Annotated in this window: 21 protein-coding genes; 13 read left to right on the top strand and 8 right to left on the bottom strand. The window is 42.7% G+C overall.

Annotation, left to right across the window (positions count from 1 at the left end; genetic code table 11):
- The first annotated feature begins 128 nt into the window (after nt 1-128).
- Nucleotides 129-623, top strand: coding sequence for a GNAT family N-acetyltransferase (locus tag F3I09_RS17340; protein WP_149696292.1), 495 nt, complete (start codon nt 129-131; stop codon nt 621-623).
- A gap of 3 nt (nt 624-626) precedes the next feature.
- Entirely contained in the window at nt 627-1,103 is a 477-nt protein-coding gene (locus tag F3I09_RS17345) for a MarR family winged helix-turn-helix transcriptional regulator (protein ID WP_149696293.1), read from the top strand.
- 80 nt (nt 1,104-1,183) lie between these two features.
- On the opposite strand, the gene F3I09_RS17350 is transcribed toward F3I09_RS17345, so the two are convergent.
- A complete protein-coding gene (locus F3I09_RS17350; RefSeq protein WP_149696294.1) occupies nt 1,184-2,128 on the bottom strand; it encodes a hypothetical protein in 945 nt (314 codons plus the stop codon).
- 325 nt (nt 2,129-2,453) lie between these two features.
- On the opposite strand from F3I09_RS17350, the gene F3I09_RS17355 reads away from it, so the two are divergent.
- Complete coding sequence (locus tag F3I09_RS17355; protein ID WP_149696295.1) at nt 2,454-3,569, top strand: acyltransferase; 1,116 nt, start codon at nt 2,454-2,456, stop codon at nt 3,567-3,569.
- A gap of 116 nt (nt 3,570-3,685) precedes the next feature.
- Complete coding sequence (locus F3I09_RS17360; protein ID WP_149696296.1) at nt 3,686-5,242, top strand: alpha-N-arabinofuranosidase; 1,557 nt, start codon at nt 3,686-3,688, stop codon at nt 5,240-5,242.
- A gap of 405 nt (nt 5,243-5,647) precedes the next feature.
- Here the strand turns inward: F3I09_RS17360 and F3I09_RS17365 are convergent, their stop codons facing one another.
- Both F3I09_RS17365 and F3I09_RS17370 read right to left on the bottom strand, forming a co-directional pair.
- Entirely contained in the window at nt 5,648-6,007 is a 360-nt protein-coding gene (locus tag F3I09_RS17365; RefSeq protein ID WP_223233275.1) for an SDR family NAD(P)-dependent oxidoreductase, read from the bottom strand.
- Between the two features lie 230 nt (nt 6,008-6,237).
- The gene (locus F3I09_RS17370) at nt 6,238-7,026 is read right to left on the bottom strand and encodes an AraC family transcriptional regulator (RefSeq protein WP_188133848.1); all 789 of its coding nucleotides are present in this window, start codon (nt 7,024-7,026) and stop codon (nt 6,238-6,240) included.
- Nucleotides 7,027-7,118: 92 nt separating this feature from the next.
- Here F3I09_RS17370 and F3I09_RS17375 point away from each other — a divergent pair, with 92 nt between their 5' ends.
- The 6 genes from F3I09_RS17375 (at nt 7,119) to F3I09_RS17400 (ending at nt 12,871) form a co-directional block, all read left to right on the top strand.
- The gene (locus F3I09_RS17375) at nt 7,119-7,373 is read left to right on the top strand and encodes a hypothetical protein (protein ID WP_149696298.1); all 255 of its coding nucleotides are present in this window, start codon (nt 7,119-7,121) and stop codon (nt 7,371-7,373) included.
- A complete protein-coding gene (locus tag F3I09_RS17380) occupies nt 7,360-8,694 on the top strand; it encodes a TolC family protein (protein WP_149696299.1) in 1,335 nt (444 codons plus the stop codon). Before F3I09_RS17375 ends, F3I09_RS17380 begins: the two co-directional genes overlap by 14 nt.
- Before the next feature lie 10 nt (nt 8,695-8,704).
- Nucleotides 8,705-9,751, top strand: coding sequence for an HlyD family secretion protein (locus tag F3I09_RS17385; protein WP_149696300.1), 1,047 nt, complete (start codon nt 8,705-8,707; stop codon nt 9,749-9,751).
- A gap of 2 nt (nt 9,752-9,753) precedes the next feature.
- A complete protein-coding gene (locus F3I09_RS17390) occupies nt 9,754-11,343 on the top strand; it encodes an MFS transporter (protein WP_149696301.1) in 1,590 nt (529 codons plus the stop codon).
- A 257-nt stretch (nt 11,344-11,600) separates the two neighbouring features.
- Entirely contained in the window at nt 11,601-11,933 is a 333-nt protein-coding gene (locus F3I09_RS17395; protein WP_223233276.1) for a hypothetical protein, read from the top strand.
- Between the two features lie 71 nt (nt 11,934-12,004).
- Entirely contained in the window at nt 12,005-12,871 is an 867-nt protein-coding gene (locus F3I09_RS17400) for a hypothetical protein (RefSeq protein WP_149696302.1), read from the top strand.
- Between the two features lie 207 nt (nt 12,872-13,078).
- Here the strand turns inward: F3I09_RS17400 and F3I09_RS17405 are convergent, their stop codons facing one another.
- A complete protein-coding gene (locus F3I09_RS17405; protein ID WP_149696303.1) occupies nt 13,079-13,690 on the bottom strand; it encodes a class I SAM-dependent methyltransferase in 612 nt (203 codons plus the stop codon).
- 63 nt (nt 13,691-13,753) lie between these two features.
- Complete coding sequence (locus F3I09_RS17410; RefSeq protein WP_149696304.1) at nt 13,754-14,227, bottom strand: ribonuclease H; 474 nt, start codon at nt 14,225-14,227, stop codon at nt 13,754-13,756.
- 891 nt (nt 14,228-15,118) lie between these two features.
- Between F3I09_RS17410 and F3I09_RS17420 the strand changes: the two genes are divergently transcribed.
- Nucleotides 15,119-15,568, top strand: a complete 450-nt coding sequence (locus F3I09_RS17420) for a hypothetical protein (protein ID WP_223233277.1) — start codon at nt 15,119-15,121, stop codon at nt 15,566-15,568.
- A gap of 2 nt (nt 15,569-15,570) precedes the next feature.
- Here the strand turns inward: F3I09_RS17420 and F3I09_RS17425 are convergent, their stop codons facing one another.
- Nucleotides 15,571-16,395 (bottom strand): helix-turn-helix domain-containing protein, encoded by an 825-nt coding sequence (locus F3I09_RS17425; RefSeq protein ID WP_370512661.1) that lies wholly within the window; start codon nt 16,393-16,395, stop codon nt 15,571-15,573.
- Between the two features lie 612 nt (nt 16,396-17,007).
- Between F3I09_RS17425 and F3I09_RS17430 the strand changes: the two genes are divergently transcribed.
- Nucleotides 17,008-18,285: a hypothetical protein gene (locus F3I09_RS17430; protein ID WP_149696306.1), complete on the top strand. Its 1,278-nt coding sequence runs from the start codon at nt 17,008-17,010 to the stop codon at nt 18,283-18,285.
- A gap of 1,018 nt (nt 18,286-19,303) precedes the next feature.
- Entirely contained in the window at nt 19,304-22,246 is a 2,943-nt protein-coding gene (locus F3I09_RS17440; RefSeq protein WP_188133849.1) for a T9SS type A sorting domain-containing protein, read from the top strand.
- A gap of 113 nt (nt 22,247-22,359) precedes the next feature.
- Here F3I09_RS17440 and F3I09_RS17445 read toward each other — a convergent pair whose 3' ends face one another.
- Entirely contained in the window at nt 22,360-22,899 is a 540-nt protein-coding gene (locus tag F3I09_RS17445; RefSeq protein WP_149696308.1) for a hypothetical protein, read from the bottom strand.
- A gap of 637 nt (nt 22,900-23,536) precedes the next feature.
- Entirely contained in the window at nt 23,537-24,196 is a 660-nt protein-coding gene (locus tag F3I09_RS17450; protein WP_223233278.1) for an NAD(P)/FAD-dependent oxidoreductase, read from the bottom strand.
- Nucleotides 24,197-24,400: the final 204 nt, after the last annotated feature.

Raw genomic sequence — 24,400 nt, forward strand, 5'->3', positions numbered from 1 at the left:
TATAGGGCATACAACCATTATTATAGATTAATAAACCCAAAATAGAGACGTTCCCTAACTAAGGTAATCAAGATAATATTTAAATTTATGTAGGAAACTACGTAGATTTGTACATAATAAAGAACGTAATGGCAAATATCGTATATAGACCAATAGGTGATCAGTTTTCAGATGACGTAATACAGCTAATACTTCCAATTCAACAGATTGAATTTGGTGTCGCTGTTACCCTTGAAGACCAGCCAGACTTAAAAACCATAGAAGCATTCTATTGCCAGTCAGGCGGAAATTTCTGGGGCGCTTTCGATGGTGATACATTGGTAGGCACGATTGCCCTGGTAAGTATTGGCCATCAGGCGGGTGCTATCCGGAAGATGTTTGTAAAAAAAGAGTTTAGAGGGAAAGAATTTGGAATTGCCCAGCAATTACTTGAAAAGTTGTTGACTTATAGCGAGGAGCAAGGAATCAAAGATATTTATCTCGGTACAGTGGAGCAGCTAAAAGCAGCACAACGATTTTATGAAAAGAACCATTTTACTCTTATCCCTAAAGCAGATCTTCCTGCCTATTTTCCATTAATGAGCGCCGACAATGTGTTCTATCATTTACGCTTAAAAAACTGATCTATGGACAATGTAATAGACCAATCGGGTATACTTGCCATTTCAACCAGGCTGCAACGGCTTTCTGATGCCTTAAGAAAGGAGGGGCAGCTGATATATCAATCATTTGGGATACAGTTTGAGCCGAAATGGTTCCCTGTCGTTTATACCTTGCATTTAAAAACTTCTATGAGCGTGGTAGAAATTGCTAACGAAATTGGCTATGCCCATCCTTCCACGATCAGTTTATTGAAAGAGCTGGAAAAGCAGCAAATCATTAAGTCAAAGAAGGATAAAACAGACGAGAGAAAACGGCTGATAGTTCTTACCACGAAAGGAAAAGCGTTGGTTGATGCTATGAAACCAGTATGGAACAATATGGAAAAGGCTTTAGTACAGATTGCAGATAACAAAAACAACCTGATGGAGGCGATAATAGAAGCTGAAGAGAAACTGAAGGAGTCCAGCTTTCTTGTGCGATCACAAAAGATCAGGCAATAACTACCTTGAATTCTACTACAATAAAACAAAAAGGCAGCATAGGGGAGTACCATGCTGCCTTTTCTATGTTTCTGGTAATATTATTTTATCTCTGTAGTGTACTCCAGCCTTACTGATGATTTCACCGATGAAACCCCACCTGCCGACTCGTTGTATTGATAGGTATGCAATCTGCCATCAGAGAATGAGGACAGCACATGGCTGAACGGTTGATTCATGTCATTGTACTCATAGTTTGCCGGCTTGGTTGGAAAATAGTCGTTCTTCACCCCATTTTTGAAACTAAAGTCATTTGGGTTTAAGAATTTGTGAATATAGAAATCGTTGGTAACGGCAAGAAATAAATTAGGGTTTAGCCTTGTGCCCAGCAAAAACAAATATGACCTGTTGATGGTTTCCAGTGATGCTGTACCAGGTACCGCTGTTTGCAGTCGTACGCCTAACCTTCTGGGCGAAGCAAGTGGTTGATCAAAGCCGAAGTCGCACTGGATAGAATCGATCTGGTTATTATTATCCCTGAAATACTTGAGATGAGATCTCCAGCTACCTGCAGCATCTGGTATTGTGGTAACATCGGTAAGATGACCCTGTAAATCATAGGTCATGAAGCATGTGTCACCTGTCGTATTCCCCTTTGCGATTATGCGATCAAGCCGCTTGTTCCCGTCATAATGGAAGTAATAATTGAGATAATAGCCTCTTCTTACGCCATCAGTGACCAGCTTTTCAATAGCGCCATCATCATTGTAATAAAACAGGGATGTAACGGTATCATCCCGAAAGGGAGGGTAGCCTATCACCTTCTCTATCTGATTTTTCACATTGTAATAGATGCTGTCACGGTAAAAGTACTCGTCAGTTGAGTCTCCAATCCAATAATAACCCTTCGTCAACAGATATGTGGTATCTTTCGGAGGAAGATCGGCAAGCGGCCGGGTAACGTTGTTATCTTTTTTACTACAGGCAGAGAATAACACCATGCACGTAACAATCAATAGGGCATAGGGTAGGTTAATAACTTTCATCTTGGGTTTAAATTTTCGCAAAGATACGCAGGGAAAACATATTTTTATTTTTCACATACACTTTTTTAAAAAGGGAACAAGGTTGAGTTTAAAGTTGACGGGCAGTTCCTGTTGATACACAATGCTCGCTAGGTTAAGATAAGTAACGCCCCTTTATTATGAACGCACTTTAACCCGCAAAATATAAGTCTTAATCTAAAAAGCGCACAGGATAAAACTATACATCTTGCTGCCGGTGCATCTTTCCCTTACAGCAGATTTTTTCGTGTCAAAGATACAGGGCACTGTCTTTTCAGGATTTTTCTCTCTATCTTATGCCCCCAATATGAATACACATCCTCTTCCTACCAAACCACATTATCTTGTACTGGACGGGCTACGTGGTGTAGCCGCATTGATCGTTGTCATTTTCCACGTATTAGAGGCACATTCCACGAGTCATCTCGATCTGATGATCAATCACGGTTATCTGGCCGTTGATTTCTTCTTCCTGCTTTCCGGCTATGTTATTGGTTATGCCTATGATGACCGCTGGCAGAAAATGTCTATCGGTACCTTTTTCAAACGCCGACTGGAGAGGCTTCAGCCTATGGTAATCATGGGTATGATCATCGGCGCCCTCTTCTTCTATGCATCTGATTCCCCATCATTTCCGGCCATTCACACCGTACCGGCATGGAAACTTTTGCTGATCATGTTCATTGGTTTTACTCTCATACCTATCCCCATTTCCTGGGATATCCGGGGATGGCAGGAAATGCATCCCCTGGATGGACCAGCCTGGTCGTTGTTCTTTGAGTATGTCGGGAACATTCTTTACGCACTCGGCATCAGGAAATTTTCAAAAACAGCACTCTCCATACTAGTCAGCCTTTCCGCTATAGCGCTTATCTATCTTACCGTATTCGGTCCTACCGGCGACGTTATTGGTGGATGGTCTGTAACTCCCGAACAATTAAGCATCGGCTTTACCCGCCTGATGTTCCCTTTCTTTGCTGGCCTGTTGTTGTCCAGAGCGACTAAACCCACGCGTATTAACAATGCGTTCCTATGGTGTGGCATAATACTGGCGATAACATTGGCGATACCACGAATCGGTGGTGCAGATCACTTGTGGATGAATGGTATCTACGAATCTTTTATCATTATTCTCGTATTCCCGCTGATTGTATATCTGGGAGCAAGCGGCCAGATACATAGCAACAGGGAGTCTAAAATATGTAAGTTCCTGGCGGATCTTTCCTACCCCTTATACATCACACACTATCCGTTCATTTACGTCTATACCGGCTGGGTAAGCGCACACAAAGACACAAACATGCCATTGGCTGTCGGGTATGGTATACTGACATTTGTTGTGTCTGTATTGGTAGGCTATCTCAGTCTGAAATACTATGACGAACCGGTAAGGGCCTGGCTGAAAAGAAAAGTAAAAGCATAGGCCCCGTAATCCTATGTAATCTGCTTAAAATTCACCATCTTGTTGTTCAACAATCAATAGCTACTATTTACGTGAGCGCGCAGGTAACAAGAAGAAATTTTATCGGCCTTATTGGCATGAGCGGACTAGGTCTCGCTTTGAAAGGCAGTGCTTTTGCAGCTGCCCGTTCTCTCATTGCTGGCGCTCCACTGGAGGCCAGTATTGAGATCGACTTCACGCATCCGGAGGGTACTATAGATAATGGCATTTATGGCCAGTTCATAGAACATCTTGGCAGAGCCATTAACGGAGGGATCTTCGAAGAAGGTTCTCCGCTGTCTGATGCCAAAGGCGTCCGCAGAGACGTACTGGAAAAGATCCGTGGCTTACAACCAAGCATACTAAGATATCCCGGTGGCACCTTTACCAAGATCTATCACTGGATGGATGGTATCGGTCCGCTGGCGGAAAGACGTAGCCGCCCTAACCTCATATGGGGTGGTGTGGAAGATAATCACTTCGGTACGGATGAAGCCATCGCTTATGCAAGAGAACTACGGGCAGATCCCTATTTTGCGGTCAATATGGGTACTGGTACGGCGGAAGAAGCAGGCAACTGGGTCGAGTATTGCAACGGCACACAGGATACCTATTATGCGAATCTGCGCCGTAAAAACGGCCATTCCGATCCTTTTAATGTAAAGTATTGGGGAATAGGCAATGAAGAAGCTGCCGGTCCGGATATCGGCCATTTACAGGATGTAAAGGAGTTTGTAAAAGAAGCATGGTTGTATACCAAAGCCATAAAACTCCAGGATAAAGATGCTAAGCTCGTACTCTGCGGCGCTGACGATGCCTGGAACGAATATGTCCTGAAAGAAATGGGTGCAGTATGCGACTACATATCCATGCACCACTATGTCAGTTCAGATAAAAGTAAACCGGCGTCATTGTTCCCGCAGGTCGATCATATGGAAGAACTGATCCTCACTTTAAAAGGACAGATCCGGACCTTGACGCCTGAAAAGGTGACCGACTTCAGTAAATGGTACCGCTTCCCGCCCAGGGCCAACCCGGTAAAAATAGCTATCGACGAACTGGGGATCTGGGAACCCGGTGGCACGGGCGCGTATCAGCTGGAAGAGTATTATACCTGGGAGCATGCACTGGGTACCGCCACCTTCTATAACATCATGCTCAGACAGGCATCAGTGGTTGGAATGGCTACCTGGGCACAAACTGTCAATGTACTGGCGCCGATCATGACCAGTAAAACAGCAGCAGTTTGTCAGACCATCTACTACCCGATGCAGTTCTACCGCCAGCATGCTGGTAATGTGAGTCTGAAAACACAGGTAGTAACACCCGATCTGAAAATGCCGGGATCTAAAGCATCCAAAGCATTGGACGTGGCAGTCACCCTGCACGACAACGATGGTAGTCTGGTGATCTTTGCGGTGAACCGTCATCCGGAACAGGCGGTCAAAACAGACCTCCGTAGTATCGACAATAAAAAGTATACGCCTGTAGCTGTATACGAACTGAATGCAACAGGGATCAACGCCATGAACACCCTGGAGAATCCTGCAAAGAATGTAGTGACATCAACAGAGAAAAAACTCTTTGGTAACCTTTCCGACTACACTTTCCCGGCACATTCTATTACGGCTATCAGATACAAAAAGTGCCTTTAGCTATATCCGCAATAATGGCAGGTGTCTCGCTCCCGGAAAAGATATCAATTTATCGGATGATAACTTCTAAGGAATATTTTAGTGTATTGTTTAAAATTCACCGTAAATCCTGATTAGTTAACTTCTCATAGAAAAAGCAGCAGCCATGTATTAGAATGCCTTGAAAATTTCATTTCTATGTGTATTGGCCCATTCAGCCAATATACGTCGAAACAAAAACGCCGGAGATACAATCTCCAGCGTTTGCCATTACATGCCCCAGTAGCGGAGCATTTCGAACCAATTTCTTCACCTTTTATCATTTATTCTCGTATTCCCGCTGATTGTATATCTGGGTGCAAGCGGCCAGGTACATAGCAACAGGGAGTCTAAAATATGTAAGTTCTTTTGCCCGATTAAATATGATTACAGGCCCACGCCGCCAGTTACTTCGATCCGCTGTCCATTCACCCATTTGGCGTCATCACTACAAAGGAAAGACACCACACCACCCACGTCATCGGGCAGTCCTACACGTCCCAGCGCCGTGATACCTTCTACAAATTTGCGCATTTCAGGACTGTCCTCCATAGCAGAACCGCCGAAGATAGCTCCCGGTGCCACAACATTTGCAGTGATGCCTCTTGATCCAAGTTCAGCAGCCAGATATCTGGTATACACATCCAGACCACCCTTCATGATTCCGTAAGCTGAAACACTGTCTTCTACCAGCATTTGCGCGGTAGTAAACACGGGAGCTACCGGATATATAAGCGTTACTACCAAAGGCGAACCGGTTATGCCTGATTGCCGGTAGGTTATTTATATCATGATGTAATTATTAGCTTGAAACAACTCACAGCATGATTAGTGTTATTTGTTCATCTTCAGCTGCAATTATATCTGGCGATGAAAACCGCCCGGTTTATCTATGAATTGTGCCAGAGTCATCGGACTTTTACCGGTAATCCTTTCTATTGCATTATTGATATTTGGTGTGCCAAAACTATACAATTCTAAAATTTTGACATTGCTTTAAATTCCGTAGGTCTCATGTTTGTCAATTGGTAGAAATTATTACTGAATGCCGCTATATTTGAATACCCAATCTCATAGGCAATTTCCGTCATATTAAGATCGCTGTCTTTAATTAATTCCATAGCCCGAATAACCCGCAGCATCTTTATGTATTGAATAAAGGTAATGTGGAGTTTCGTCTGAAATAACCGGGTCAGACTCCTTACGCTCATGCCCCATTCCGTGGCCATACTTTCTAAGGTAAGGTTTTCATTCAGTCGATTTCTGAGTTGGCCAACCATGGTCCCGAGCCGCTGATCGTCGGTCGTAGGAAGCTGAATCGAAAACTTTTTAAGGTTTTCTTTAGACAGTACGTTTTTCAGTGTGGTTAAAAACTCAAATTCCCAGGATCCTTTAAAGTAATCTCCGTGCCATTTTTCACTAAATGAAAGCATTTCCGATAAGAGCTTACTTACCGGATAAATGCCCAATTCACTATAGAATCCGGTGGAGCTTCCTTCCGGAAAATATATGTTTATGATATACAGGTCCTGTGTGTTAAACATCAGGTTGTGGGGATATTTTTTGGGAATCCAGATATAGTGATTGGAGGGAATATAGAAATCCTTTTCATCGGTTTGCAAATAAGCTATCCCTCCAAAAACCAATAATAACTGAGCCTTATCGTGCTGATGAGAAGGCAGACGCTGTTCGGTTTGCTGTCGTACCACCAGGATGGAGTCAGGATTTTGGTCAACCTTTTTAGTAAGTTTTTTCAGCATCTCCATATGGCCAAATATAATAAATACTAGGCCAGTTATATAAAAAGATTGTTTTTCGTCGTGAATAATTTTGCTATGTAAATAACAATAGATTCATTATGAAAGAGAAAATCAGCCCTGATAAAGATTTTGAACTTAAAACGCCAGATAAAACCTCTGATATTATAGGGTCCCATTCTGCAGAAGAAATTAACAAACTTAATAGCTACTGGCCCGCGTGTGTTGACCCTTTTATGCCTATGATCGATTTAACTATTGTTTTTGATGAATTAATCAAGATGGTAAAATGCTGGTTCCTAAAAAAAGGAAAACCTACAAATAATTATAAAAATAACAGCCGTGAGAACATATAAATTAATTCCAATTTTGGGAGCTACCCTGCTACTGTTTACACAGTCGCTCAATGCCCAGGATGCGGAAAGCACTCCAACATTGAGTTTGGAAGAAATATGGAAGGTCGCCGAAACGAATAACCGCCAAATGAAACTGTCAGAATTAAACCTTCAGCAAAGCCATTTAGAAATACTTGAAGCAAAAGACCGCCTGCTGCCGGAACTTTCAATAGGTGGAGATGTAAAGCTTAATTCCAGATTTCTTATTTACGAAAATGGATTATTCTCGTCTCCACAGAATGTACCCATAGAAGGCTATGGCTACGGAGCCGGATACAGCTTAAATTTTAACCTCTTCAACGGTGGAAAAGACAGAAGAACTATTAAGATCAGGCAGGAAGAAGAGACACGAAGTCAGTATGAGGCCGATCTGCAAAAGCATCGCGTAAAATACAATGTTGCAATCGCTTATTTCGATCTGTATAAATTTCTGAGCTTCCGTGATTTCCTGAATGCAGAAATTTCTACGGAAAAAAAGCAGCTATCCCTCATCGAAAGTTTAAGCAAAAACGGTATTGTGCTCAGGAGTGATGTGCTGAGAACCTCGGTAAAGTTATCACAGTTAGAATTAAGCCTATCAGACATTGAAAAGAAAATTTACATCACTAAACAACGTCTGAATGTATTGATGGGGCGGAATGATGATGAGGCGTTAGAGATTATTTATCAAAATGATTCTGTAATGGATACTATAACAAATTCGGGTTACGCCGATTACATAAATATCGCATCCAGCCAGTCGCCTGAATATAAGATCGTCAATAGTGACATCCAGTTGAGCGAAATGAATATCAGGCAGATCAAAGCTGCGGTGTTACCTAAGGTTTCGTTGTACTCTAATTACAATTATACCTATCCGCAGATTTCATTTTATCCTTACTCGAATGATCTATGGGGATTTGGACAAACAGGGATCAAGGTTCAGTTTTCTATTGATAATTTATACAAAAGCAAACATTCAATTGCACGTGCCCTGGTCGTCAATAATCAGTCAAAAGAAAAGGCCGACATAAAAAGGGAGGAAATTTTAATTCAGGTAAGCGAAGCGTATCTACAGCAGCAACAGGCTTTGGAAAGTGTGGAAACGGCCCAAAAAAATATCATTAAAACAACTGAAACCGTCCGGGTCATCAGAAACAGCTATCTCAATCAGGAATCTCTTCTTACCGATCTCCTGGAAGCAGAAAATGCTTTGCTGGAGGCAAAATTTAACCTGACAAGTGCACAGGCCAATGTAAAACTCAGTCATATCAGACTATTGGCCATCGTAGGAATTCTCTAATACAAACATTATGAACAAAAATAAAACCGATAAAATAATCGTAACCCTGACCAGGTGGTTTGGAATTGCCTTATTTACAGCCATCATCATTTGGACAACTGTATATTTCTTAAAAGCATACCGATATGAACAGACCAATGATGCGCAAATTGATGCATATCTGTCACCGATCAATGCAAAAGTAGGTGGCTATATCAGCAAGATCTATTACAAAGACAATCAGCGGGTCAAAAAAGAAGATACCCTGGTGGTTATTGAGCTTGACGAGTACGGATTGAAAAGAGATGCCGCATCTGCAGAACTAATGAATTCGCACGCCAAATTGCCTATTTTGGCCGCTAACGAAGAGACACAAATCAAAAGTATCGAGGTCATCAAGGCACAGCTTTCAGGAGCACAAGCAAAACTGAAACAGCAGCAAAGAGAATTTGAGCGTTATAAAAATCTATTGGCTGAAGAATCTGTTACCAGACAAAAATTCGACAATGTCAGTACGGCTTTGGCTATCTCGCAATCAGATTATGATCAGACACAGGCTTCCCTACAGGTAGCTGAATCCAAACTGAACGACCTAAGGGTGCAACGTAATGCGATAGAGGCAGAAATAAAAATCAAGGAAGCGCTACTCGAACGGCAGGAGCTGGACATTAAATATACCGTCATCACCGCACCTTTTGATGGACAGATTGGTAAGAAGACCATTCAGGAAGGACAGTTGATACAACCGGGTCAAACATTGGCTTTTCTGGTCAATAAAGCAGAAAAAAAATGGGTGATTGCCAACTTTAAGGAGACACAGATCAGCCATTTCAGGATAGGTCAGGCGGTGTCAATAGCAGTGGATGCTTTTCCAAACGAAAAATTCAGCGGGGCTATCGAATCGCTTTCTCCCACCACAGGTTCCAGATACTCATTATTACCTCCGGATAATGCCACTGGTAATTTCGTTAAGATCATACAACGTATTCCTGTACGAATCAAGCTTACCGATAAACCGGAAAAATTAGGGAAGCTCTCCGCCGGAATGAATGCCAATGTTTACGTTTTAAAAGATTGATCATGCAAGCACATCAAATTCCGGTTTTTAAATCCTGGGTATCCGAATGGATGGCAAGATCCGTGATATTTGCCATTCTGATGACCTGTCTGTTTAGTTTTACCTTTTACAGCAGCCCCGTTGCGGCAATGGGCTTTTATGGAATTCAGCCTACCGATGTTCAATATGCCATGGTGGTTATTTATGGCTCGACCGTAGCGTTCCTGGCACTGGATTTTCGTATAGTAAAATATTTTGCTCCAAGGAAATACCTGTTGATGGCACTCGCGATCAATGCACTATGTTCCGTCATCTGTTTTTATTCCAAAGATTGGATATTATTTGTCATCTGCCAGTTTGTACAGGGGATTACCTGTGCCCTGATGTCAGGCATCGTCTTACAGCTCACTTTTCCAAGATTACATACTACACGTGCCCGGGTAGTTGCGTATACGCTCCTGTACGCAAGTATACAGATCTCCGTCCCGTTTTATGCTATCTATTCAAGTGTGGTACTTCATTTTTATGACTTCAACTGGCTCTTTTATGGATTAACTGTTTCACTCGTCTTGCTGACATTCATTGTATTAATTACGATGAATGGTAATGCGAGATTTACCAAAAAAATACCGCTTTATCAGGTGGATTGGGTGGGATATCTGCTGTATGTATCTTTTATTTTGATATTGGGATACATCCTGATCTACGGAAGGCAGCTGGGCTGGTTTGACAGTCCGTTAATCGTTTTTCTCTGCCTGAGTAATTTAGTTATTCTTGTATTTTTTATAATCAGAGAATTGAAGCTTAAACGGCCGTTGATCAATTTGCAAATTTTCATGACAAACAATTTTGTCATCGGCCTGCTGCTGCTTTTTACGTTTTACATTTTCAAGGGAAGTACCGGCCTTACATACGCTTATCTTGAAGTTATTTTAGGTAATGACCCGCTCGGCACGATTCCAATATGGACCGCCGTAATTTTTGGAACCGTACTAAGCATGTTTGTCACCTCCCGATTCATCCTGATGGGCTTTAACCTGGTAAGGGTAATCATTGCAGGTTTTTGTTTTATGGCGATATATTATGGCTATATGATACTTTTTGTTTCTGTGCAGGGAGAAATCATTGACTTCATCCTGCCTATGTTTATCTATGGGGTTGCCACAGGAGTTTTATTTGTCCCGATTGTGTCGTTTACCGCTTCCGCAGCACCGGCAAAGATTGCGTTTAATGCATCACTTGTCGGAATCTTTGCGAGATTCACAGGGTTTACAGCCAGTCTGGCACTTAATAATGAGCTTCAATTATTTACCAGATCTGCAGCCAGGGAGAAGGCCCGGGAAACATTGACGGAAACCAATCCACAATTGCCGGTTACTTTACTTGATATCCAAAACAACTATATGATTGCAGGCAGCGATATGTACACCGCAAAAGGAGTTTCAGGAGGGTATTTTAATCAATTGGTGGGACGCCAGGTATTGGCTCGTGCCACCCGGGATTACTATGATTTGATGTTTGTTGGTGTAGTATGCGTCATCATGATATTATTATTACTTCCACAGATTCAAAATGTCGTCATAAAATTAAGAAAAGGGAATATACCTTATTAGTATGCATCGGATAACGATGTCCGAAGTTTTGCGTGGCATGGTCCCATGCAGCCGAAACCAGGTTCGGTCAATTCTAATCCTGAGGTTCCTGATTGTCGTATTTTAATTTTGCATGTTACTGCTGCAAAATTGCGGAGGAAGGACGAGCCGTTTTGTATACAGATTACGGGTTTTCCTACCAATATTACTAATTTGGAAGGCCGGTATCAAAAGGGCTTGCTGAAATCTGTAATTTTATAGCGATAAAAGAATAAGGTATGGAAGAGATTGTAAAAATTGACAGCATCGCGCAATACAATGCCATGCGGGGTGTAACTACCAAACATCCTCTGGTTGCGGTGATTGACCATTCGAAAGCGCAACCGGTGCCCGCCAGGTCATTCAACTTTGGTTTGTATGCAGTGGGGCTGAAAGAACTGAGCGGTGCCCAATTGCGCTATGGAAGAAAACACTATGACTACCAGGAAGGTAGTATGATATTTGTAGCGCCCGGACAGGTGTTAGGTGTGCAACCCGGCGTTGAACCATTGGCCCCGAAAGGGTACAAGATTGTATCTCGAAATGCCCATTCTGTGGTTTTGTCGAATTAAAAAAATATTTAATCTAATAAAGAGTTTAACCTTTACCGTGATATCTGTTTTGTAACAATTTAACCTAACAAATGAAAGTTTTACGTAACCCACTTTTCGTTGCAAGTGTAGCATTGTTTTTATCTGCATGTACTAAATCAGAAAACGAAAGCCCGGAAACCTTACTTCCAAAAGAGAATGCTATTGCAACCGTTGCAAGTGTGCTGGAAATAGACAGTACCGCTATCAACACTCAGGCGCTGATCAACAAAGATTGGAAGTATTATGAGTACTACACCAATTACAACACCACTGCGCCAAAACTGGTGTACAAAGACGGGAAAACACCTGTAAGTCTGGATCTGAAGCCGATCAAAGTTCGTTATAATTCGAACGGTACTTACTCAGAAACTACTGCCGCAGGTACTACCCTGAATGGTACCTACGACCTGAGTAATCTCGGTAAACAGTTGAACATTCACATCAACGGTGTTACATTCTCGTCCAGGATCTGGCCTGCTAACGACGTGCTTAAATGGAATGCCATAGACGGTGGCAATTATGGGATCATGATGCCAGTATTACCGGTAACAGATCAGACAAAGACCCTTGCGCAGATGTTGACTGCTAACAAATGGAAATACGACATGTGTTTCTGGAACTATTCACTGGCAACTTCTGATATCGTTTACATGATTAATAAGATATTTACCAATCCATTGCAGAATACAACAGAACAGTATTTTCCCGATGGTACGTGGACTGACATATCTAGTTCTAATCCAACACAAACTGGCACGTGGAGCCTGAACGGAAATAAAGTAACTATCACAGTTGGGCCCACTTCTGTAACGCACACGATCACTATCTTGAGAACAGGACAACTGGAGATGTTATTGGATCCGATCGTCGGCAGCGGAAGAGGTGGCGTCTATTCGAAATTCATCCCAGCGAACTAATAGCTAAATTACGAAGAAGAAGCCTTCTATGTTGAAAAACAAGGCTTCGAGATAAAAGTTTGAAAATTGAACTTTAGGGCTGGTCTTTTTTAGACCAGCTTTTATTTTATTATTCCTATAAAACAACCTTCTTTAAGCAGACATTGCCAGGCAAATGTTATTTTGGGACTGAGCAGTGGACCATTGTTTAACACTCCAACGATAACTTTAAACCTTCTGTAAACACCAGGTGGTCATGCACCGTAAGTTTTGTACGTTGGTGGTCTTTATTGGTTCGTGGAGCCGGGCGTTAAGGCTTTCGGTATATTGAAGCAATAATTGCTGGTTAACCAAAAAACGTTCGCTGCCATCGGGCAAAAGATAGCGACCATTACCTAGGTGCTGCACCAGCGTTTCAATCCCGATGTCCGACGCAAGCCTTGCAAATAAATAGCCGCCGGGTTTCAGCACCCGCCACATTGAGTGGATCATATTATCAAAATGATCAGGATTGTTGGCGAAGTGCAATACCGCGCTGCTGATCACCAGGTCAAAATAATTATCATCAAAAGGTAGGTTTTCAGCCGAAGCAATTGCAAAATTTTCTTTAGAGTTAATATAGCCCAGTGTCTGTGATAATTGCTTAACTGCTAATACCGCATCGGGATTAGGATCAATGCCATGCACCTCATAGCCGTTTCTTAAAAAATAAATCAGGTTACGTCCGCCTCCGCAGCCTGCGTCGAGCACCTTTTTACAATTATCATATGTGCCTTTAAGCAGTTGGTCGAAAAGGTAAATATCTATATTTCCGTAAAGTTGCTGAAGTTCTGATTGCATGGATCAAAGTTAAGGATAAGGAAAATACACGCCATATAAAATCACCTGCTCAGGCAATCGATCTCAAAAGCCTCTTCTACGCAGCTCTTCTCTCATGATCTTTCTCACCAATTTATCTGCATCAATATTATAGTTGATACCAGCGCCCTGTTTCTGATGCGCTTTTACTTTGGTGAATATCAATTGGATCTGTGCCCCCAATGTATAGAGTTCCTTCACCAGGTCCGCATTACGTATTATAGTCCCCCTGCTGGTGATGAAGTCTGCATTGCTGAGTTTATCTTGTCTCTCCATCAATCCCGTTACATACTGGCTGTCAGAGTAAATGTGCAGGCATTGGATGCCTTTAAAGTTGTTTAGAGCATATGTGATTCCTGCTATTACTGCAGATAATTCCATCCTGTTATGTGTAGTGTCTGGTGTTCTTCCGGACAAGACCACTTTTCCCCCGTCTGTCAATAAGATCGCAACCCATGCACCCTGGCCACTTTGTGTGTCACAGCTTCCATCTGTATATATATCCGCACTATTGATCATATCTGCAAATGTAAGAGGAATTTCGTCTAACCGATGTCAATCCGCCCACGCGTGTCAGTCAACGTTTGTGCATCAATACCTCCAATACTTTCCAGGAGTATAATCCCTCTTTCAGCGTATAAATTGATTTATTACGGAAAAGCAGGCCTATCTGTTTTTCAAAAAACTTGTTTTAGCTTTGTTCTAACGATAATCGTTCAAATCCCGGGAGCGATGAGATGAATTTATTTTAAAGGGTGGGGACGCCGGAGAAAGCTGTCCGGCTTTAATGTCAGGAGAATGATGGGGAGGGGAGCCTCTGGGTTACAGAATACACAATTGTTTACCAGGACCGGGAGGCGTACACTGTGAGCATCATGGAGTTTCGCAATGGCAAGGTCGTACACGAGACACAGTATTTCGCAGAACCCTTTGAGGCGCCATCCTGGAGAAGCCAATGGGTACAGCAGATTACCTAATCTCTTCGTATATTCGTATGCTCCCCGTTTTGATCGTTTAGATAGCCAGAGGCTTCTATCCAGAAAATAATGCTGAAGACATTTGAACTTGCATTTTCGATGTTATTCTCATGTGTTTTTTAACAATTTTTCCCGCACGGCAATATCTCTTTAAAAAATAGCGTAACATAAAAATGTGATGTAGGTCACCGCAGTTAGCAGAAATTTCTACCGTACTTCATGTCGTGCTCCGAGAGCAAGGCAACGGGAAATTTTAAAGATTAGTCTGTATAGATGAACTGCTTGATCAGGATGCTACCCGGAATTTACCTTGGGGGTGGCCAGGCTTTGCTGATTTTTCCTTTGAGATTAAAATCGGTTTGAAATGCCCTTGTGCGCTTTTTTACAATTTTCACTTCCCCCAAGGTCCTTCCTTTGTCATAAATAATACTTTATGAAGAAAATCCTCACCGTGGCAATGTTGATGGGAATATCACCAATTTCCAAAGCCCAAACTAATAGTGATCCTTTTCAGCAGGCCCGTAAGGCGATCGAAGCCAACAATGCTATCTATGCCGACCTGGCAAACAAAAATGATGGTTCGATCCTCACCAGATATACGGAAGATGCCTGCCTTCTGCCAGCAAATGCAGCCCCCATCTGCGGGAAGGAAAATATCGCGAAGTTCTTTAAAGACGGACCTAAAGTACACGTCAAATTTACTATACAACATTTGTATGGCGATGCCAGCACATTCATCACCGAAGAAAGCTATTATGAAATGACAGACCTTAACGGAAATAAATTGGATGAAGGTAAGGTGATTGTGATTTGGAAAAACACTGCAGAGGGCTTAAAAATGCATAGAGATATGTTCAGCAGTAATAAGCCAGTGTCAAAATAGATTTATAATCCAATATTTACCGCTTTCTGAAAGTCAGCTCCATTTTTAATAAGTGTACGCCTGACTTGAAATGGTGTAATGCCTGTGAATTTTCTAAATTCTTTGATGAAATGGGCCTGGTCATAGTAACCGCATTCATAAGCAATCGAGGTAAGTGATACGTCGGTAGTAAGTATTTGTCGTAAACTTCTATTGAAACGGTAAGATGCATACAGTGTACCTGGTGTTAGGCCCACCATTTCGAAAAATTGTTTTTGAATATGCCTTTTGGAAAGCCCAAGTGTAGATGACAACTGATTAAGATCAAAGCCTTCACCAGTGGTTAGTATATGCTGACAAATCAAGGATAGCTGTTGAATCTTTTGCCGTTTTTTCTCATGCTTTTTTAGTTTTTCAATAAAAAAGGATTCGATCAGGTCTATCTGTTGAACTATTGAAATTTTACTCAGCATTACTTCATTGAGATCCCGCAAATCTTTCGCATACACATCCAAAAGATTCGTAGCTGAATTAGTAAAATCTGTGATTGGGTTTGGGAAAAATATAGAACAAGCATAGGGATACATCCTGGCTATCAGTATTGTAGTTCCTTTCGTAGCATTCAATCTGGTAGGAACTGTCAGATGCCCTAATAGTTCAAATGGAGGTGTATCCCGGTATTGCCCGTCGATAATGGTTGCAGCGTTACCAGCTGACATTTTAACAATGAAATCTACGTATCCACTTGGATAAAAAATTTCGTTTTTGATATCCTTGTCGATGGTGATTACGGAATAATTCCTGATAAAGGGTTTCAATATGTCGCAGGGAGTGTATTGCAAGGGCAACCATTGATTTGAACACGATATTAAATTACGGCATTAATTCATTCTTCCCAAACCTATTTCACATAAACCTTCCTATCGGCTGGCGAATTCGTAGTCTTTCAGCAAGCTATTCAATAGTTAAAGTCAAGCAATCTCCTTTCGAAGCCAGGCATCATCAATTGGTTGTTTCATTTAGTAAATTTCTTCCTTTCCCACATCTTCATTGATATGTCCCCATCCATAAGAATAGTCCGGGTAGTTCAGCAGTTCAGCAAATGAAATTCTTTAAATGGGGGCATCTTATAAGAATGTAGGTACTGATTAACGACTTCAATGTTTTACGTCTATACCTTATAGTATATAAAAAGCATTACCGAAAAATATACTATTTCAATAGTCTGTCCGTTAATTTATAAGATTACTCATGATTATCGACCAACATCCCAAATTCATGCAATTCATAGCGACTATTTCCTTATTCCCTGATCTTAAACGGATTTCACGATCACGGGATTTTCCCGTATGTTGTTGATGATGGTGTTATTACCGGAATCGGAGGAGCGTTTGGTACTGTATTTTAAAAAACAACAAGGCTGGACATGTCAGTTCAGGTTTCAAATATAAGTCACACCCATGAAACTCGTTATCATTCCTCTTCTTTGTCTTATCATGTTATTTCTGGCAGATCAGCATGAATTTGGCAATCCCTGCTATGATTTTGCAGACTCCATTATCGCGAGGAACAACAGGGCGCCTGATGCTGCAGAAATGAATCTGTCCGCGTTGTCAGTTGCGGGATATTACCATGAAAGTATGGTATATGAAGATTCGATCATTACACCAAAGGCCCCTGTTCGAATTACGCTCCATAATAAGCATGTCCTTGATGCCCGTGAACTTATTCTCAGCGAGGCTGCGAAACATCGAATCATATTGATCAATGAAGCACATTACCGCCCGCAGCATAGACTATTTACTAAATCGCTTTTAGGCGCCTTATATCAGCGGGGTTATAATGTTTTCCTTGCGGAAGGTATCCTGCCCAACAACCAATTGGATAAAAGAGCTTATCCTGTAAAAGGCGAAGGCCCCTTTCTGAATGAACCGACTTATGCCTCGCTGATCAGGTATGCGGCAAAGAAGGGTTATAAAGTCAGGGCTTATGAGTATATAGTACGGCCTATATGGGACGACAGCGTCATGCTTGATAAAAATGGGTCGATGAAATATATTAGTTATCAACCCAGGGATTCTGCAATGATTATAAAAAATGAGAAAGGGGAAGTAATACAAAGTGCATTTACATCATTAAGGGAGCAACAACAGGCGAAAAATATTCTTGCTATTATCCGTGCCAATCCAAAATCCAGGTTTATCATTCATGCGGGCTATGCTCACATCAATGAGTCGGGCCCGATGATGGGTAGCCAGTTACGCCAGCTCCTCAATTATGAAGATATCCTTACCATTGATCAGACAGAATTAAATGAAAAACAAATTGTTATTGATACACTGACCAATGATACGATCCGCAGGGCTGAGGCCTTTGTGTTAGTTGATAATACGACTAAGTGGACCTGGAATTATTATGGTAACTACTACCCGGTAGATTATCCCATTTTCAATGCCAGCTTTAAGGACTCCCTGGGGCGTCCTGGCTTTCTGTTTAAAGACGTAGAAAAGAGGGTAGTCACCTGGTTGAAACCAGCACTAATGAAAGATTGTGGTTGTGTATTCAGTGCTTATAACCCCGGAGAACTCAAGAACGAGCACGAAAATGCTATAGCTACTGACGTGGTTTATGTCGATAATGGACATGTACGCCCTTTGTTACTGTATAAAGGTATGCATACGATCGTGAAGAAAAACGCCAGGGGAGAATATACCCAGTTTAGTTTGGAGGTCAAATAAAAACCAACCTATTAGAATAAGGTGCGACAATTTATGCGGAGCCACAAGACGACGGCTGGATGTACCAGCGCAGCTTTGCAGACCTTGAAGGCCATCAATGGGAATTTGCTTATATGGACGCCACTCAAATGCCCACTCAGAATCAATAACAATGAAAGTGGGTTTTATAAGACCTGGAATGCCCCGTTTCTCGGGGCATTCCACTTTGGTGACCCACATGCTCCATCCGTATGAAAAGAGCCGTCCGGTTACCGGAAAAAGCGGAATCTCCAGTGTCAAAATTGCATAAAAGCCGGGTTCAACAGCTCCGGGATTTCAGCCTGCCTTTTGAAGAAAATGTTTTTGTTGACGCCTTCATAGTATGTATCTATAGAAGAAAGGACCCGTCAAAGGTGTTTAGCTGGGAAAATCGTGTAAAACTAAGGGTCTGCAACATTTTTTACCACAATCTGTAACATTTGAGCGCCTTGCCTCAAAGAACATCCGGTATTTTAGAGCACTCAATAAAGAGAAAATTGCCTGTTATGAAAATACGTTTGCTGCCGATAACCTTCCCGGATCTATCTATATGTGATGTCATATTGTCAGATCGCTCTTCAGGCACCCTGGCAAAGGTTAGTTCTTTTCTTTTCACCAATTTCTCCGCACAAATATTACTTCCCGTGTAGCGATGCCCTTTAGGTGGGGCCTGCACAAAAGAAGTGGCAATAAGTAAAACAAAAAACAGAAAGTTTATGAATCAATTATAAACAATTCACTATAAAAACCATATTTTATGACAAAAACTAACGATTTCAGCCCTTTTTATTGTCGACCGCGATTTATAGGATTTTTTTTACTGATTCTTTTTTGCTTTTCACAAACAAAATTAATTGGACAAACCTTTGGTAATGTAGCCTTGGGTGGAGGCGGTTTTGTATCAGGAATTATAAGTCATAAAACATCAGGCGATATTTACTGCCGCACAGATGTTGGAGGCGCTTACCGTTGGGATGCAGTAAATTCAAAATGGATTCCTTTGCTCGATTGGACTTCAGAAGATCAAACTACATACCAGGGGGTGGAAGCGCTGGCTCTGGACCCCCGGAATGCAAATAATCTATATATACTTGCAGGAACTTCTTACTTCAACGGTGGGAAAACAGCTATCTTAAAATCCACAGATAAGGGAAATACATTTGCTGAAGTAGTAGTAACCTCACAATTCACTGCTCATGGAAATGGACTGGGAAGATCCAACGGGGAACGCCTGGCTGTGGATCCTAATAACAGTAACATCCTTTTTTGCGGAACAAGAGCAAATGGTTTATGGAAAAGTACCAATGGAGGATCCAGCTGGACGCTGGCCTGGAATGGAGTAACAACAACAAGCAATGGGAACGGGATCTGCTTTGTAGTGTTTGACCCTTCCAGTGTTTCGGGAGGAGTTACCAAAACTATTTATATAGGAGTTTCCCGCACGGGAGACAATAATATATATAAGAGTACCGACGGAGGGAGCACTTTCACTGCAATTCAGCCTGATAATTCATTTATGCCCCATAGGGCTGTTTTATCTTCTGATAATTCTACTTTATATGTGGCAATGGCGGATGCTGAGGGTCCATCGAATGGCAGCAGCGGAAGAGTTTACAAACTTGCTACTGCTACCGGAACCTGGACCAACATTACTCCAAATGGGAATAATTACCCTTATAGCGGAATATGTGTTGATCCGGCAAATACTAACAGGATTATTGCTTCAACTACTAACGTCTGGAGTAACAACCAGTTTGGCAACACATGGGCGGATTTTATTTTCTTATCTACCGACGGAGGAAGTACCTGGACCTCAAAGTTGTCGTCCACAAGTACTCTAAACACTAATGGCATTGGCTGGATCACCAGCCATGGGATACATTGGACAGGCAGCATTGACTTTGATCCGTTAAATACGGCTAGAGTAAGGGTCATATCGGGGAATGGACTTTTTACCTGCGATGATATCAATGCATCCGCCACTTCCTGGAAATTTGATGTAAAGGGAATGGAAGAAACGGTTGTACTTGATGCCATAAGTATTCCTGGTGGTAAATTTATTTCAGCAGTAGGAGACCAATATGGAGCAGTGTATTCCGATGTTTATGCTTATCCGGCGCAGGTACATACTCCTACCGTTACTTCTAATAACGGTATAGCCTTTGCCGCAAATAATATAAATAAAGTAGTAAGAGCTACAGATAAATTATACTACTCTACCGATCAGGGAGCAACCTGGACGCAAGCAGCTTCTACTAATGGCGGCGGCTATGGGAAAGTAGCATTGTCAGCAGATGGAAACACAATACTTTATTGTCCCGGCGGTGGAAGTACAACTTATTATTCAACAAATAATGGAGGATCATGGACGAGTACAGGTGTAACTAATGTTCAGGATGCTCATCCAATAGCAGATTACGTAAATACCAACAAATTTTATATTTATAATCCCGGTAGCGGACAGCTATTAGTAAGTACCAACAAAGGTGTAAGTTTTACAGCATCGTCATCCAATCCCGGTGTGGGTGGTTCACGTCGTGCAAGGGCTGTTCCCGGCAATGAAGGACATGTGTGGGTGGCGCTGTCGAATGGATTAACGTATACTACAAATAATGGAACTTCATGGACAACTGTTTCCAATGTTACTTATTGCGGGGCTGTTGGATTTGGTAAAGCCTCGACGGGGGCTACTTATCCTGCCGTTTATATTTGGGGAACTGTTGGCGGAGTTAAAGGTATTTTCCGTTCTACAGACCAGGGCGCTTCGTGGACACGAATAAACGATGATGCCCATGAGTGGGGTGGTCCGGGGAACGGTAATTTTGTAATGGGAGATATGAACGTATTCGGACGTGTATATATGAGTACAGTAGGACGAGGTCTGGTTTGTATCGAATCAGGAGGTTGTACGCCTTCTGCCATTACCCCGTACATACAGCTTAATAACGGAAGCTGGCAGCAGACAGCCAGTGGTTCTTTAAGTACAGGTGGCAGCGTGCTGTTTGGGCCGCAGCCTGTGCAAGGAGGATCGTGGAGCTGGAGTGGGCCGAATAATTTTAGTGCTACTACCCGTGAAGCAGGCATTTCAAATATCCAGGTGAACCAGGCAGGCAACTATGTGGCCACCTATACCAATAGTGGCGGATGTCAAAGCTCGCAGACCTTTAGCCTCACTGTTACCGGCTCCATACTGAGAGAATACTGGACGGGAATCAGCGGAACTGCTATCAGCAACCTGACCTCCAATGCCAATTATCCAAACAATCCTACCGGCAGCGGGCAGCTCACCAGCCTGGAGGGCCCCACAAACTGGGCAGATAACTATGGAGCCAGGATCCGCGGATATATCTATCCGCCTGCAACTGGAAGCTACACGTTCTGGGTAGCGGGCGATGATAACACCGAGCTATACCTGAGCACCAACGAGAACCCGGCGAACGCATCGAGGATAGCTTACGTGAGCGGATGGACTAATTCGAGAGAATGGAATAAATACAGCACACAGCAGTCTGTTACCATTAACCTCACTGCCGGCCAAAAATATTACATTGAAGTGCTTCAGAAGGAAGCTGGTGGGGGAGATAATATAGCTGTAGCCTGGCAGGGTCCCGGCATTACACAACAGGTGATCGCCGGAAACTATCTCTCTCCGTTCATTCCGGGCCAGGGCGCCAGAATAGCATCGCAGGTGAACATAATTAATGAGGATGCTGTCAGCCTGTATCCGAACCCCTCCAATGGAGGACAGTTTATGATCCTTCTTCCGGGATCTACCGAAAAAGCTGTCGTAAGTATTTATGATAACCTGGGCAGAATGGTTTACAAAAAGAATGCTCAGGGCGGTAACAGGATACAGATCAATTCGCAGCTTAAGACTGGGCTCTACATAGTGCGGATAAATTCGAATGCAGGCAGCTTCACTAAGAAGCTCATTGTTGAATAAAAAATTTCTCATCAGTTATTGGGAATGCTTCCTGCAAAGCATTCCCAATTTTTTAAATCATAGTTTTCGCCTCTCAACCAGCAAGAAGCCATTCGTAAACAGTGAAGATGGTTTTATGTAAGCAGCAACTCCTTCACCGTCTGATACCCCGGCAAATTTTCCGCTACTACAATGACTTTACCGCCTGCAGGCAGCGCAGTTGCTTTATAATACCAATCTACTCTGTTACGACCCAGAACTGCCTGACCTCTTTCTGTGATAACGCCCTCAGCGTCTATTACCTTTACTTCCACTTCTGCTACCCGGAACTCATTTTTGGCAGTCACCACAACATCCTCATTTTCTAACCTGATATTTTGTACTTCCGGACTGCGGTAAGCATCCTTCACCGCCATATTGTAGGCATTCTGGCCCGGCCCAGCCATCGATTCATAGTAGGTCTTTATCTCCGGATCGGCCATCAATACCTGCGCTCGTGCCGAGGCAATGGTCATCTTATGCCTTGCTTCTAACTGCTTTTTTGTAGGCTTTTTGGTGGAAGGGCCGCGTTTCGTCGCCATAATAACCTGCCCATTCCGTTCGTAGATGGTGAAATGTTTGCCGAGGGTACCCCGTACAAGCTGCATGAGAATATTGTCTTTAACAATGGCCATAAAATGGTTTTGAGGTTATAAATACAAAAGCTTACTTGTCTTATTCGACTAAGGTACCAATAATTATACTAATGGACATCAAAATGGTATTTAAAGGTCACTTCAATATCGAAATGATATATAGATACCCTTTAAATACCCTTTTTCTACCCTGTTAGTACCCTTATGGTAAGTTCATCGCAAGCCGACAGATAACCTATCCGAACGCTGCGGAAAGATTATCTAACTCCTGTAGGTCTATCATTTTGATGTGCCTGGGGTTGTTAGGGATATGCTCAACACCAGTAACTGACCCTGAAATGAAAGGGTATGCATTGATCAGGGTGATAGGAATGACAACGCTGTCGCCATGCAGTTACGGCGATTTTTCAAAGACCTGGGCCTTTAAGCGCGGGTGCAGGATAACATATAAGCAAACTGACTAACCCAAAAGGAAAATTGATAACTGACATTTTAATGAATTTGAGATAAGACTTAACCTTGATTTTTTGCTCTGCGACTACTTCACTTCCGCCAGATACTTATGCACGAAACTGATAGCCATAGAACCTTCTCCGACTGCTGAGGCAACGCGGTTCATGGCACCGGCCCTGACATCGCCTGCGGCAAATATACCGGGGCAACTGGTTTCCAGCAGCTAGGGCTCGCGCTTTTGTTTCCAGATCCTCGGGAAGTCGGCATGCCCCTTCAGCGCCTCGCCGGTCTGCACAAAACCCTTCTCGTCTTTAATGATCCCTAATTCTATCCAATCGGTATAGGGCTTAGCACCAATAAAAATGTACAGGGCATCGGCCGGGCTGTTAGCTATAATCTGCGTCTCAAGGGATCGGATATCAAGGCTTTCTATTCTGTCTGAACCGTAAGCTGCGGCGATCTCTGACCTTGGCTTCAGATAAATATTTTTTTCCGCTTCGATCTGGTTAATCAGGTATGCGGACATGGTTGCCGTCAGGTCATCTTTACGGATTAGAATATAAACGTTCTTTGCGAACCTGGAAAGGTACATGGCTTCCTGCCCGGCAGAATTGCCGCCACCGACTATATAGACTTCCTTGTCTTTGCAGGCTGTAGCCTCGGTCATCGCAGCCCCGTAATAGATCCCGGCACCGTTAAATTCGGCAATACCTGGTGTTCCCAGTTGACGATAATCACCGGCCGCCAGTCCGGCAGGTCCGGCACCAATAATGACGACGTCATAAACCTCCTGACGTTCACGCTGAGGGTTCAAACCGATGCTGAAGGCGATCTCGGTAATACCTGGTTTGACCCAAAAGCTGCCGTCGTCCAGGAATACCACCGGCAGATCTTCCTCGCTCAGATTATTATTGGTCTCATTAGCCGCTCGTGTCCTGCATTGGTGTCGGGTCCGGGAGAGGTAAGGGGCGAAGTTAAATAATCGACGGTATGCGCATTGGTTAGTGGCTTAACGATAAGCTAGGCGAAATAACTTAAACGCAAATAACCGAGAATATAAGGGAATCTATTCCTTTACCTGGTCAGG

Source organism: Chitinophaga sp. CF418, from assembly GCF_900142925.1.
Taxonomy (GTDB): domain Bacteria; phylum Bacteroidota; class Bacteroidia; order Chitinophagales; family Chitinophagaceae; genus Chitinophaga.